This is a genomic window from Bradyrhizobium sp. 18BD, from assembly GCF_054185225.1.
Map to the genome: position 1 here is coordinate 317,080 of NZ_JAVAYL010000002.1, position 14,458 is coordinate 331,537.

The 14,458-nt window shown below is 65.6% G+C and carries 8 protein-coding genes; 1 reads left to right on the forward strand and 7 read right to left on the reverse strand.

The window, feature by feature from the left end; translation table 11 throughout:
* Nucleotides 1–6 precede the first annotated feature (6 nt).
* The 4 genes from RAD16_RS04680 to RAD16_RS04695 are packed head-to-tail and all read right to left on the reverse strand — an operon-like array spanning nucleotide 7 to nucleotide 9,195.
* Entirely contained in the window at nucleotides 7–3,114 is a 3,108-nt protein-coding gene (locus tag RAD16_RS04680; protein WP_458156700.1) for an efflux RND transporter permease subunit, read from the reverse strand.
* A complete protein-coding gene (locus RAD16_RS04685) occupies nucleotides 3,114–6,263 on the reverse strand; it encodes an efflux RND transporter permease subunit (protein WP_458156701.1) in 3,150 nt (1,049 codons plus the stop codon). Before RAD16_RS04685 ends, RAD16_RS04680 begins: the two co-directional genes overlap by 1 nt.
* A gap of 36 nt (nucleotides 6,264–6,299) precedes the next feature.
* Complete coding sequence (locus tag RAD16_RS04690; protein WP_458156702.1) at nucleotides 6,300–7,721, reverse strand: efflux RND transporter periplasmic adaptor subunit; 1,422 nt, start codon at nucleotides 7,719–7,721, stop codon at nucleotides 6,300–6,302.
* Nucleotides 7,711–9,195: an efflux transporter outer membrane subunit gene (locus RAD16_RS04695; protein ID WP_458156703.1), complete on the reverse strand. Its 1,485-nt coding sequence runs from the start codon at nucleotides 9,193–9,195 to the stop codon at nucleotides 7,711–7,713. The genes RAD16_RS04690 and RAD16_RS04695 overlap by 11 nt, the downstream gene beginning before the upstream one ends.
* Before the next feature lie 584 nt (nucleotides 9,196–9,779).
* On the opposite strand from RAD16_RS04695, the gene RAD16_RS04700 reads away from it, so the two are divergent.
* The gene (locus RAD16_RS04700) at nucleotides 9,780–10,814 is read left to right on the forward strand and encodes a cysteine synthase A (protein ID WP_458156704.1); all 1,035 of its coding nucleotides are present in this window, start codon (nucleotides 9,780–9,782) and stop codon (nucleotides 10,812–10,814) included.
* Between the two features lie 184 nt (nucleotides 10,815–10,998).
* Here the strand turns inward: RAD16_RS04700 and RAD16_RS04705 are convergent, their stop codons facing one another.
* Genes RAD16_RS04705 through RAD16_RS04715 form a run of 3 tightly spaced genes read right to left on the reverse strand, consistent with a single transcriptional unit; the run spans nucleotide 10,999 to nucleotide 14,455 of the window.
* Nucleotides 10,999–11,736, reverse strand: a complete 738-nt coding sequence (locus RAD16_RS04705) for an amino acid ABC transporter ATP-binding protein (RefSeq protein ID WP_458156705.1) — start codon at nucleotides 11,734–11,736, stop codon at nucleotides 10,999–11,001.
* Nucleotides 11,737–11,747: 11 nt separating this feature from the next.
* The gene (locus tag RAD16_RS04710; protein WP_458156706.1) at nucleotides 11,748–13,253 is read right to left on the reverse strand and encodes an amino acid ABC transporter permease; all 1,506 of its coding nucleotides are present in this window, start codon (nucleotides 13,251–13,253) and stop codon (nucleotides 11,748–11,750) included.
* Nucleotides 13,250–14,455, reverse strand: coding sequence for an amino acid ABC transporter permease (locus RAD16_RS04715; protein ID WP_458156707.1), 1,206 nt, complete (start codon nucleotides 14,453–14,455; stop codon nucleotides 13,250–13,252). Before RAD16_RS04715 ends, RAD16_RS04710 begins: the two co-directional genes overlap by 4 nt.
* Between the last annotated feature and the right edge of the window lie 3 nt (nucleotides 14,456–14,458).

The following is a 14,458-nucleotide window of genomic DNA, read 5'->3' on the forward strand; positions in this document are numbered from 1 at the left end:
AACAACCTATTCCGCCGGCGCGGGCAGCGGGCGTGGCTCGGAGCGCCGCCGCAGGCGGTCGATCAGGAGGTAGATCACGGGCGTGGTGTAGAGCGTCAGGATCTGCGAGACGAACAGGCCGCCGATGATGGTGATGCCGAGCGGACGGCGCAGCTCCGTGCCGGGACCGGTCGCGATCACCAGCGGAATGCCCGCGAACAAGGCGGCCATCGTCGTCATCAGGATGGGACGGAAGCGGGCCTGGCAGGCCTCGAAGATCGCTTCCGCCGAGGACAGCCCGCGCTGGCGTTCGGCGTCGAGCGCGAAGTCCACCATCATGATGCCGTTCTTCTTGACGATTCCGATCAGGAGGATGATGCCGACGAAGGCGATCACGGTCAGCGGCGTATTGGTGATTTGCAAGGCCAGCAGCGCGCCGAGGCCGGCCGAGGGCAATGTCGAGATGATCGTGAGCGGATGAGCGAGGCTCTCATAGAGCACGCCGAGCACGATATACATCGCCACCAGCGCGCCGAGGATCAGCAGCGGCTGGCGGCCGCTGGTCCTGGCGAAATCGCCGGCATTGCCGTCGAAGCTGCCGCGAATGCCTTCCGGCATATGCAGCTCCTCGACGGCGCGCTGGATATTTTGCGTCGCGGCCTGGAGCGGCACATCAGGCAGCAGGTTGAACGACACCGTGGTCGAGGGGAACGACTGCGAATGATAGACCGCGAGCGCGGCGAGCCCGCGCGTCGCATGCACCACGGCCGAGAGCGGTACCTGCGCGTCGCCCGCGCCGGCGACGTAGATCCGGTCGAGGTTGGAGGGATCGACCTGGAATTTCGGATCGATCTCCAGCACGGTCATGTACTGGTTGCGCTGAGTGTAGATGATCGAGATCTGGCGCTGCGAGAAGGCGTTGTTCAGCGCATTGTCGATGTCCTGGACGCGGACGCCGAGCGCCGAGGCCTTTTGCCGGTCGATCGACAGGGTCAGTTGAAGCCCGCCGGGATCGCGATCGCTGGAGATGTCGGTGATGCCCTCGACGCTCTCCATGCGCTTGGCCACGATCGGCGCCCATTTCTGCAACAAGCTCAGATCGGTGCTGCTCAGCGTGTACTGATAGTCGGAGTCGCTCTGCCGTCCGCCGGCGCGCACGTCCTGGGCCGCGAACATGAAGAGGCGGATGCCGGGAACCGGGAACAGGGCGCGCCTGAGCCGGTCGATCACCACCTGCGTCGAGACGTGGTCGCGCTCCTCCGGCGGCTTCAGGCTGATGAACATGGTGCCGCGGTTCGAGGTCGCCGCCCCGGGGCCCCCGCCTCCGCTGCCGACGGTCGAGCCGATGCCGGCCACGGCCGGATCCTGCATCACGATGTCGGCGAGCCGCTGCTGCAGGGCAAGCATCGACTGGAACGAGATGTCGGCCGAGGCGCGCGTCGCGCCGATCACGAAGCCGGAATCGTCGGTCGGGAAATAGCCCTTGGGGACCTTGATGTAGAGTGTCACCGTCAGCGCAATCGTGGCGAAGAACACCAGCAGCGTCAGCAGCGGAAATTCGAGCACGCTGCGCAAGGTGCGGGCGTAGAAGGCGACGATCCGCGACAGCGAGCCCTCGATCAGGCGGTCGAACAGCGTCGCGGTGCCTGACGTGGTCTGCCGGATGTAGTGGGCGCAGATCATCGGCGTGACGGTCAGCGACACCAGCGTCGAGACCAGGATCGCGAAGGTCAGCGTCAGCGAGAATTCGCGGAGCAGCCGTCCGACGATGCCGTCCATGAAGATCAGCGGCGTGAAGGCGGCGATCAGCGACAGGCTGATCGAGACCACCGTGAATCCGATCTGCCTGGCGCCCTCCAGTGCGGCCTGCATCGGCCGCATGCCGTGCTCGAGATTGCGGTACATGTTCTCGATCATGACGATGGCGTCGTCGACCACGAAGCCGACGGAGATCGCGAGCGCCATCAGCGACAGATTGTCGATCGAGAAGCCCGCCACCCACATGCCGGCGCAGGTGCCGGCCAGCGCCAGCGGCACCGAGATGCCGGCCGCGATCGTCGGCGTCACCCGCCGCAGGAACACGAACACGACGACCATCACCAGGACGGCCGTCGCCAGCAGGGTCCATTGCATGTCCAGCACGCTGGCGCGGATCGTGCTGGTGCGATCGACCAGTGTGGAGATGTCGACGCCCGCGGGAATCCATTGCTTCAGGTCCGGGATCAATGCCTTGACCCTGTCCACGGTGTCGATGACGTTGGCATCGCCCTGCTTGGTGATCTGGATCAGCACCGCCGGCTGCTTGTTGAACCAGGCGATCGAGCGGGCGTTGCGGACGGAATCTTCGATGTCGGCGACGTCGGACAGCCGCACGAAATTGCCGTTCGAGCTCTTGATGATGATGTCGCGGAACTCTTTCGCCGTGCGCATCTGCTTGTTGAGCGCCAGCGTCTCGCTCTGGCGCTCGCCGTTGAAGATGCCGACGGGGCCAAGCGGGTTGGCATTGATGATGGCGGTGCGAACGTCGTCAGTGGCGATGCCCGCATTCGACAGCGCGACGGGATTGAGCTGGATCCGCACCGCCGGCTGGTCGGCGCCGCTCACCGTCACGTCGCCGACACCAGGCACCTGGGAGATGCGCTGCGCCAGGACGGTATCGGCGACGTCATAGATGGCGCTGGCGGACAGGGTCTTCGAGGTCAGCGCCAGAACGAAAACCGGCGCGCCCGCGGAGTTGGCCTTGCGGAAGCGCGGCAGCGTCGGCAGGTCACTCGGCAGGTCCACCAGCGCGGCGTTGATCGCCGCCTGGACGTCGCGCGCGGCCTTGTCGATGTTGCGGCCGATGTCGAACTGGAGCTGGATGTTGGTCGTGCCGAGCGAGCTCGTGGACGTGATCTGGTTGATGCCGGAGATCTCGCCCAGCCGCCGCTCCAGCGGCGAGGCCACCGTCGCCGCCATCACCGACGGATCGGCACCCGGCCGGCTGGCCGAAACGAAGATGGCGGGGAAATCGACGTTCGGAACCGAGGCGACGGGCAGGAACTCGTAGGCGACGACACCCAGCAGGAACAATCCGATCGACAGCAGCGTGGTCGCGACCGGACGGCGGATGAAGGGCTCCGAGATCGATGCCATCACTGCATCCCCTCGGTCGCGCCCGCGACCGGCGGGCCGCCGGATTCGGCCGGCGGCAGCGCCTGCTCGAGGCGGCGGTTGATGCGGTCGAGCGCGAGGTAGATCACGGGCGTGGTGTAGAGCGTGAGCAACTGGCTCAGCAGCAGGCCGCCGATGATGGAGATGCCGAGCGGGAAGCGCAGCTCGGCGCCGGTGCCGCTCTCGATCGCCAGCGGCAGCGCGCCGAACAGCGCCGCCAGCGTCGTCATCATGATCGGCCGGAAGCGCAGCAGGCAGGCCTGCACGATGGCTTCGTTGGGCGACATGCCCTGCCCGCGCTCGGCCTCCAGCGCGAAGTCGATCATCATGATCGCGTTCTTCTTGACGATGCCCATCAGCAGGATGATGCCGATCAGGCCGATCACCGAGAGGTCCTGCCCGAACAGCACCAGCGCCAGGATCGCGCCGACGCCGGCCGAGGGCAGCGTCGACAGGATCGTGATCGGATGGATGTAGCTCTCATAGAGCACGCCAAGCACGATGTAGATCGTGATCACGGCGGCGAGCAGCAACCAGGGCTGTCCGGCCAGCGCCTTGGCGAATTCAGCGGCGTCGCCCGCATAGACCCCAACGATGCTGTTGGGCATCTCGATCCGGGTCTCGATCGCCTTCACGGCCGCGACGGCATCGCCGAGCGCGGCGCCCGGCGCGAGGTTGAAGCTGAGCGAGATCGACGGGAATTGCGCCTGGTGCGAGATCGCCAGCGGCGCGGTGGTGCGCTTCAAGGTCGCCACGGCCGACAGCGGCACCTGGGCGTTCGGCGCGCCTACGATGCTGCTCGCCGCGCCCGGGAGATACAGCTTTGACAGGATCGAGGGATCGCGCTGGTACATCGGCAGCGCCTCCAGTACCACCCGGTACTGGTTGGCCTGGCCGTAGATGGTCGAGATCTGCCGCTGAGCGAAGGCGTCGTTGAGCGTGTCGGTGATGGCCTGGAGGCTGACGCCGAGCTGGCCCGCGCGGGTGCGGTCGACGTCGAGCTGCGCCCGCAGGCCGCCCTCCTGCGCCTCGGAGGAGACGTCGCGGAACAGCGGATCGCGCCGCATCTCCGCAACCAGCTTGCGCGCCCATTCCGACACCAGCGCCGCATCCGTGCCGGTCAGCGTGTACTGGTATTGCGAGCGGCTCGACTGGGTCGAGATCTGCACGTCCTGCACCGGCTGGAAATAGACGGTCATGCCGGGAATGCCCGCCACCCGCTCCTTCAGCCGGGTCACGACCACGCTGACATCGTCGCGCCGCTCGCCGCGCGGCTTCAAGGTCATGACGAGGCGCCCGACATTGGTGGTCGGGTTGACGGAGCCCGCACCGATCACCGAGACCACGCCGACGACGTCGGGATCGGCCTTGATGGCGTCAGCGGCCTCAGCCTGCCGCTTCTGCATCTCCGCGAATGACACATCGGGTCCCGCCTCGGTCACCGCCGTGATCGAGGCGGTATCCTGCAGCGGCAGGAAGCCCTTTGGCGCGACGGCATAGAGAACCAGGGTCGCAATCAGGGTGGCGAAGGTCACGACCAGCGTGGTGCGCTGGTGCTGCAGAACCACGAGCAGCGTGCGGTGATAGAACTCGACCGTGCGGTCGATGAAACGGCTGATCGCGGCGAGGCCCGGCACCGCCAGTTCCTCATGGGCGTGCTTGAGCAGCCGCGAGCACATCATCGGCGTCAGCGTCAGCGAGACCACGGCCGAGGTCACGACCGCAATGGTCAGCGTCAGCGCGAATTCGCGGAACATGCGCCCGACCAGGCCCGACATGAACAGCAGCGGGATGAACACCGCGATCAGCGACACCGTCAGCGAGATCACGGTGAAGCCGATTTCGCTGGCGCCTTTCAGCGAGGCCTCCATCGGCCCGTCGCCGTTCTCCATGTGGCGGACGATGTTCTCGATCATGACGATGGCGTCGTCCACCACGAAGCCGGTGCCGATCGTGAGCGCCATCAGCGACAGATTGTCGAGGCTGAAGCCGGCGAAATACATGATGCCGAAGCTGGTGATCAGCGACAGCGGCAGCGCCACGCCGGCGATCAGCGTGGCCCGCAGCGAGCGCAGGAACAGCAACACCACCAATGTCACCAGCACGACGCTGAGGATCAGCGTGAACTGCACGTCGCGCACCGAGGCGCGGATCGTGACGGTCCGGTCGGACACGATGGTGAGGTTGACGCCAGCCGGAATGGCGCGCTGGACCTTGGGGATTTCGGCGCGGATCTGGCTGACGACGTCGATGACATTGGCGCCGGGCTGGCGCTGGATGTCGATGATGACGGCCGGCGAGCCCTGATACCAGCCGCCGGTGCGGTCGTTCTCGAGGCCGTCGACGATCTGCGCGACGTCGGCGATCGTGACCGGCGAGCCGTTACGATAGGCAATGATGACAGGCTTGTAGGCGTCGGCGGCGGCGATCTGGTCGTTGGCGGCGATGATGTAGGATTGCTGTGCGCCGTCGAGCGAGCCCTTCGGCCCCGATACGTTGGCATTGGCGATCGCGGTGCGCAGATCCTCCATGGCGATGCCATAGGCGGCGAGACGCGCGAGGTCCGCCTGGATGCGCACGGCCGGCTTCAGCCCGCCCAGCACCGAGACCCGGCCGACGCCGGAGATCTGGCTCAGCCGCTGCGCCAGCAGTGTGTCCGCGATGTCGCTCATCGCCCGCAGCGAGATCGTGTCGGAGCGCAGCGCCAGCGTCATGACCGGCGCGTCCGCCGGGTTCACCTTGGCGTAGGTCGGTGGATAAGGCAGCGTCTTCGGCAGCACGCCGGCGGCCGCATTGATCGCGGCCTGCACGTCCTGCGTCGCGCCGTCGATGTCGCGGTTGAGGTCGAACTGCAGCGAGATCTGGCTGACGCCGAACGAGCTCGTCGAATTCATCGCCGACAACGACGGGATCTGGCCGAGCTGCCGTTCCAGCGGCGCGGTGATCAGCGAGGCGATCACGTCGGGGCTCGCGCCCGGCAATTGCGTCGTCACCTGCACGGTCGGGAAATCGACCTGCGGCAGCGCCGAGACCGGCAATGCGAAATAGCCCAGCAGCCCGCCAATCAGCAGCGCAATGCCGAGCAGCGAGGTCGCGATCGGGCGGCGGATGAAGGGTTCGGAGACACCCATGGGATCTGCCTGCCGCTCAGGCGGCTGTTGTCGGGATCATGGCTGCTTGGCTCCAGATCCCGATGCGCCCGGCCCCGGTGCCGGACCAGTCTGCCCCTTCTGGTCGCCTTCACTGCTGCTGCGCTTGGCGCGATACTCGCCGTCCTTGCCCTGCCACTCCTTCTGGCCTTCCTTCTGACCTTCCTTCTGACCTTCCTTGGCCTGACCGTCCTTCTTCTGGGCGTCCGGCCCGCGCGAGCGCTTGCGCGGGGCGAGATCGGCTGACGGCGTCTGGTCGTCGCGGCCGACGATCACCTTGGAGCCGTCGGACAGATTGGCAAAGCCTGTCGTCACGACCTTGTCGGTCGCCGACAGGCCGCTGGCGATCACGGCGTCATGCTCGTTCTGCTGCGTCACCGTCACGGGCTTGGCCGAGACGACATTGTCCTCGCCGATGACATAGCTGAAGGTGCCGATCGGGCCGCGCTGCACAGCCGATGTCGGTACCACCAGCGCCTGCGACAAGGTCTCGACCTTGAGGCGGACATTGACGAATTGACCCGGCCAGAGCTGGTAGTTGGCGTTGGGGAATTCGGCCTTGAGCTTGAGCGTCCCGGTGGTCTGGTCGACCTGGTTGTCGATGCCGGTCAGCTTGCCGGTGTCGATCACGGTGATGCCGTCATTGCCGAACACGTCCACGGCAAGCGTGCCCTTCGACGCCGCGGCGTTGACCCGCATGATCTGCTGCTGCGGCAGGCTGAACCACACCGCGATCGGCTGCAATTGCGTGATCACCACGAGGCCCGTGGTGTCGGCGGCATGGATGATGTTGCCCTGGTCGACCTGGCGGAGGCCGGCGCGACCCGACAGCGGCGCCACGATCTTGGTGTAGCTGAGCGTTGCCGCCGCGTTGTCGATCGCGGCCTGGTCGGCCTTCACCAGCGCCTCGGTCTGCGCGACCAGCGCGCGCTGGGTGTCGGCCTGTTGCTTGGAGCCGGCATTGGAGGCAGCCAACTGCTCGTAGCGTGTGAGGTCGATGCGCTGGTTGGCAAGCTGGGCCTGGTCCTGCGCCTTCTTGGCCACGGCCTGGTCATACGTCGCCTGATAGAGCGCGGGATCGATCTCGCCGAGCACGTCGCCCTTCTTGACGTCCTGGCCTTCGGTGAACTTCACCGCGATCAGCTTGCCGTCGACCTGCGAGCGCACGGTCACGGTGTTGAGCGCGCGGATCGCACCGACGCCGTCGAGATAGACCGGGACGTCCTGGATGCGCGGCGTCGCCGCCAGCACCGGTACCGGCAAATCGGGCCGCTGGTTGCGGTTGTTGGCCTGCTGCTGCTGGTGCATGACGATCCAGCCGACATAGCCGAGGCCGCCGAGGATCGCGAGCGTGATCAGGGTCATGACGAAGCCGCGGCCGCGCGACTTTTTCGCCGCCCCCTCTTTCGCGCCTTCCTTCGTATCCGGCTTAAAGAGCATTGACCGGTTTCTCCATGCGCGGCTCCCAGCCGCCGCCGAGCGCCTGATACAGGCTGACGATGGCGAGAAGCCGCGCGAGTTGGGCCTGCCAAAGCGCGTCTTCCGCCTGAAATAGTGTCTGCTGGACGTTCAGCACGGTCACGATGTCGGCGGTGCCGGCGCGCAATTGCTGCTCGGCGAGATCGAAGGCGCGCCGGGACGAGGCGACCACATCGCGCTGCAATTGCAGCTTGATCGTGGTTTGCTTGATCGAGTACAGCGCATTGTCGACGTCGGTGAAGGCCTGGACGATGGTCTTGCGGTAGGTCTGGAGCAGCTCGTCCTGCCGCGCCTTGGCGAACTCGAAATTACCGAGGATCTTGCCGCCGTCGAAGATCGGCTGCGTCGCGCTGCCGACGAGCTGGAAGAACGCGGCGTGCGGTTGGAACAGCGACACCAGCGCCGAGCTCTGATAGCCGCCATTGCCGGTCAATTGTATGGTCGGAAAGAACTGCGCGCGGGCATTGCCGATGTTGGCGGTGGCCGAGGCGAGCTGCGCCTCCTGCCGACGAATATCCGGCCGCTGCGTCAAAATCTCCGACGGCAGGCCGGGCGTGACGCGCGGGATCGCGACGCTGTTCAGCGAACCGCCGGCAATGCGTACACTCTCGGGCGGCCGTGACACCAGCACGGCGAGCGCATTTCTGTTCTGGTCGAGCGTCTGACGCAGCGGCGGCACCAGGGCCTTCTGGTTGCCCAGCACGCTCTCCTGCTGCGCGACGTCGAGATCCGTGCCGGTGCCGGCCTTGCGGCGATCCTTGATGGCATCGAGGATGCGCTGTGCGCTCGCGATGTTGTTCTGCGCGGTCCGCAGGCGGTCCTGCGAGGCGAGCACCTGGAAATAGGCGTTGGCAACGCTCGCCAGCGTCGTCAGCGCGACGGTGTCGCGATCAAAACGGTTGGCGTTCGCGGTCTCTTCCGCGGTCTGCAGCGCGTCGCGGTTCTGGCCCCAGAAGTCGAGCTGGTAGCTGGCGCTGAGCGAGGCCGAATAGTTGACGACCTCACGTCCGCCAATGGTGAGACCTGATGACGACGAGCCGGAGGTGCGCGAATAGGTTTCCGACCCGCCGCCCGACAGGCTCGGCAGCAGCGCCGCTCCCGCCTGCCGCGCCTGGGCGTCGGCCTGGACGATGCGTGCGACGGCGGCGGCGATGTCGAGGTTGACGGTCTGCGCCTCCTCCATCAGCTGCGTCAGCTCGGTGGAGCGGAAGCCGCGCCACCAGTCCAGCGTCGGCGGCGCATCCCCCTTCCCGGCATATTTGTACTGCGTGGGAACATCGAGCGCGGGATCGGGAAGATCCTGTGTCAGCACGCAAGCGGCAGAGCTGGTGGCCAGGCACAGCACCGCGAGCCAGCGCGCCGCGCGGCGCGTCCTGGACGCAGACCCCAAGGACCGCCGCACGGCGATCGCCGGAACACGCTGTGTCACATCCACCCCCCGCCGGGCAGATCGAGCCGCCGCTGCGCAGCCGGATTAACCGATTCGCGGCGGGACAGTCGGAGGGCTTTTGGCAACTCGCTCACAGGTGATGCTTTCTGCGGAACCTTGAGATTCATACTAGCCGGGCGCGGAACAGCGGGACAGTCCCGCAGGTGCGAGATGGCCGCCGCCGCGCGCCGGTGTCGCGATCGTGAAAAGACAAAATATGCCTGTCTCGCAGTGATTTCTCGGATTCTCACGTCGTCGCGAAGTACACGCAAGCTTACCAAGATTTCATGTGATAAAGGCGCCACAGCTGCACAGATGCGATCCGTTTCGCGCGTGCTCCCGAGACCGGCAACGAGAGCTGCTCATAGGGCCATGATCTTCCATGCTCCGACAGTGGCAGGACATAGCATTCCACCGATATTGCGGCCGCAGACGCCACACCTGGCGCGCTGCTCTCTCCCGCGGAATATGGTTGCTCTGCCGGGCCCGTTGCACCACTTTCGCCGCAGCGCAAAAGCCTTCCCCTTTGGCCTGGCAAGCACTAGATTCTCGCCAACCAGATCAACCCCTTGCCAGTGATTTCCCCCGATATGACCATTCGAAACGACGTTGTCGAAGCGATCGGCAACACCCCGCTGATCAAGCTCAAGCGCGCCTCGGAATTGACCGGCTGCACCATCCTGGGCAAGGCGGAATTCATGAATCCCGGCCAGTCGGTGAAGGACCGCGCCGGCAAATGGATGATCCTGGAGGCGGAGAAGCGCGGCGAGCTCAAGCCGGGCGGCCTCGTGGTGGAAGCAACCGCCGGCAATACCGGCATTGGCCTCGCGGTCGTCGCGAGCGCGCGCGGCTATCGCACGCTGATCGTGATTCCGGAGACGCAGAGCCAGGAGAAGAAGGATTTTCTGACGCTGTGCGGCGCCGAGCTGATCGAGGTCCCGGCCCTCCCCTACGCCAATCCCAACAACTACCAGCATGTCGGCAAGCGTCTCGCCGACGAGCTGCGCAAGACCGAGCCCAACGGCGTGCTGTTCGCCGACCAGTGGAACAACCTCGACAATGCCAAGGCGCATTACGATTCGACCGGCCCGGAGATCTGGCAGCAGACCGGCGGCAAGGTCGACGGCTTCGTCTGCTCGGTCGGCAGCGGCGGCACGCTCGCCGGCGTCAGCCGCTACCTGAAGGAGAAGAACAAGGATATCCGGATTGCCTGCGCCGATCCGCATGGCGCCGGCATGTACGAATATTTCAGGACCGGCGACCCCAAGGCCACGCCCGGCGGCTCGATCACGGAAGGCATCGGGCTCGGCCGCGCGACCGCGATCGTCGAGAGCGCCAAGGTCGATGACGCCTATCTCATCCCCGACGCCGAAGCGGTCACGGTGATCTACGAGCTGCTCCAGCACGAAGGCCTGTGCCTTGGCGGCTCGACCGGCATCAACATCGTGGGCGCGATGCGGCTCGCCAAGCAGCTTGGACCCGGCAAGACCGTCGTCACCGTGCTCTGCGATTCCGGCAGCCGCTACCAGTCAAAGCTGTTCAACGCGGATTTCATGCGCGCCAAGAACCTGCCCGTGCCGGAATGGCTGGAGAAGCGCAGCAACATCAAGCCGCCGTTCGTCTAGGACGAACCGGTTGCGGCCGCGTGTGCTAGGTGTAGCGCTTGCGGCCCGGCCAGAACAGCAGCCCTAGCGTCAGCACGAGGGTTGGCGATGCCGCCGACGATCGTGCCGGTGTGCTCCTGGTCCATCGCGTATGCAGGAAACTTCATCGCGACGGCGGACAAGTCGTTTTGCCCACCCGACGAGGTCAGCGCAGGATCTGGCTCAAAAACAGCTTCGTCCGCGCGTGCTGGGGCGTGGCAAAGAACTCGTTCGGCGTGTTCGCCTCGATGATCTGGCCGGCGTCCATGAACACGACGCGGTTGGCGACCTCGCGGGCAAAGCCCATCTCGTGGGTGACAACCAGCATGGTCATGCCCTCCCCGGCGAGGTCCACCATGGTATCGAGCACCTCCTTGACCATCTCGGGGTCGAGCGCCGAGGTCGGCTCGTCGAACAGCATCACCTTCGGGTTCATCGTCAGCGCGCGGGCAATGGCAACGCGCTGCTGCTGGCCACCGGACATCTGGCCCGGAAACTTGTTGGCCTGGTGCGGGATCTTGACCCGCTCCAGGAATTTCATCGCGGTCGCTTCCGCATCCCTCTTGGGAATGTTGCGCACCCAGATCGGCGCCAGCGTGCAATTGTCGAGCACCGTGAGATGCGGGAACAGATTGAAGCTCTGGAACACCATGCCGACCTCGCGGCGCACGGCGTCGATATGCTTGAGGTTCGGCCCGAGCTCGATGCCGTCGACGACGATCTCGCCCTCCTGGAACTCCTCCAGCGCATTGATGCAGCGGATCAGCGTCGACTTGCCGGAGCCTGAGGGGCCGCAAATGACGATGCGCTCGCCCTTGTGGACCTCGAGGTCGATGTCGCGCAGCACATGAAATTCGCCGTACCACTTGTTGAGGCCGGAAATCTTGACGATGGGGTCGGTCATGGTGAGCTCGATCAGTTGCGGCGGTGGGCGTTGAGGCGGTGCTCGACGAACAGCGAGTAGCGCGACATTCCAAAGCAGAACAGGAAATAGATGATACCGGCAAACGCGAAGCCGGTGAACAGGGTCGATGGGGCCGACCATTTCGGGTCCGCGAACGAAGCCCGCAGCGAACCCAGCAGATCGAACAGCGCGACGATCGACACCAGCGACGTGTCCTTGAACAGCGAGATGAAGCTGTTGACGAGGTTCGGGATGACGTGGCGCAGCGCCTGCGGCAGCACGATCAGGGATGTCGTCTTCCACCACGACAATCCCAGCGCCGCCGCGGCCTCGCCCTGGCCGCGCGGGATCGCGGCAAGCCCGCCGCGGACGTTCTCGGCCTGATAGGCGCCCGTGAACAGCGCGATGCCGATCAGCGCGCGGACGAGGCCGTCGACCGTGAAATTGCCCGGCAGGAACAGCGGCAGCATGTAGGTGGCGAAGAACAGCACGGTGATCAGCGGCACGCCGCGCCAGAACTCGATGAAGGCGATCGAGAAGATCCGGATCAGCGGAATCGTGGACCGGCGGCCGAGTGCCAGCGCGATCCCGATCGGCAGCGAGGTGACGATGCCGGCGACGGAGACCACCAGCGTCACCAAAAGCCCGCCCCAGAGCCGCGTCTGCACGACCGGCAGTCCGCCGTGATCGAGCCCCATCAGCTTGATCACGATGGCGATGGCGGCGAACGTGGCGATGCTCCACGCCAGCGGACGCCATCCCGTGCGCATGCCGCCGCCGACCACGAAGGCGAGCAGGGACACGACGCCGGTCGTGATGGCGAAGTCGGTCCAGACCGACTGACCCGTGGCCGCGAGCTGGTCACGCAGCCAGGTCAGCGGAAAGATCAGCCAGTAGATCGCGGTGCCGACCAGCACGATGAGATTGCCGAGGACCCACAGCAGCGGGGCGATCGCCGAGGTCTTGCTGAGGCTGAGCAGGGCCTGCCCGGCGCCGATGATGCTATCGTCGAACAATTGCAGCAGATCGGCGGTCCAGCTCAGGCCAAATCCCTTGATGCCGCCGCCAAGCAGCAGGAAGAACGCGACCACGGGAAAGGCGAAGAAGAAGAGGCTGGCGTTGAGGCTCTTCGCCGGCAGGCGCGGGACGAGCATTGGCACCAGCAGGACCGCTGCCAGAAGGAACGTGAGGTTGACCCGCCAGCGCTCGGCCTCGGGATAGAAGCCATAGATCAATTGCGGCAGCTTGGCCTGGATGTAAGGCCAGCAGGCCCCGTTCTCGGTCAGGCACGCCGTACGGTCCGTGCCGGTCCAGACCGCGTCGACGAACAGGAATCTGACCGAGGGAACGATGGTGAACCAGAGCAACAGGGCGCTGATGACGGTGATCAGAATGTTGGTCGGCGAGTTGAGCAGGCGCGTGCGCATCAGGCCGATGAAGCCCGTCGTCTTGACCGGCGCCGGACGTTCGGCAAGCAGGTCCCGACGGACATAGCCGGGCGAGGTGATATCGCTCATGCGCCGAGGCTCCGGCTGACGCGCCAACCATAGACACTCATGATCGCGCTAGTCAGCAGCGAGATCAAAAGATAGACGCCCATCGTCATGGCGATGATCTCGATCGCCTGCCCGGTCTGGCTCAGCGACGTACCGGCCCAGACCGACACGAGGTCAGGATAGCCGATCGCGACCGCCAGCGAGGAGTTCTTGGTGAGATTGAGATATTGGTTGGTCAGCGGCGGCACGATCACGCGCATCGCCTGCGGCACGACGATCAGGCGCAGCGTGGTGCCGCGGCTGAGGCCGAGCGAGGACCCCGCCTCCATCTGCCCCTTGTGGACCGACAGGATGCCGGCGCGCACGATTTCGGCGATGAAGGCGGCGGTATAGGTCGACAGCGCCAGTGTCAGCGCCACGAATTCCGGAATGATGCGCGCGCCGCCTGCAAAGTTGAACCCCTTCAGCTGCGGCAGCTCGACGGTGAAAGGCAGACCGAACACCAGCACGGCGGCGAGTGGCAGGCCGAACAGCAGGCCGAGCACATAGGGCCAGATCCGGATCATCTGCCCGCGCTGGAACAGCGCACGCCGCGCATAGATGCGCAGCGCCACAGAGGCGACGATGCCGAGCGCCAGCACCGCCAGGAACGGCTCCAGACCGGCCTGCCCGATCGGCTGTGGAATGACGAGGCCACGATTGCTGATGAAGGCGACGCCGAACAGCGAGATGCTCTGCCGCGGATTGGGCAGCGCCGCGAGCACGGCGAGATACCAGAACAGGATCTGGAACAGCAGCGGCAGGTTGCGGATGATCTCGACATAGATCTCGCCGACGCGCGACAGCAGCCAGTTCGGCGACAGCCGGCACAGTGCGACGATGAAGCCGAGCACGGTGGCGAAGAAAATACCGACCACCGAGACCACGAGCGTGTTGAGCAGCCCGACCACGAACACGCGCAGGAACGTGTCCGAGCCTGTGTAGGGAATCAGCGTCTGGTTGACGTCGAAGCCGGCATTGTTCCGCAAGAAGCCGAAGCCGGCGGCGATGTGCTGGTTTTCGAGGTTGGCGCGGGCGTTGGAGACGATCTCGTAACCGATCCAGCCCAGGATCGCCGCGAAGGCAAACTGGACGGCGATGCCGTTCCAGCCTGCCTTGCCGCCCAGAACGCGCCTGATCTTCAGCGCGATCTGGGCCGGCGGTTTGCGAGCTTCGGTGCTCATCGC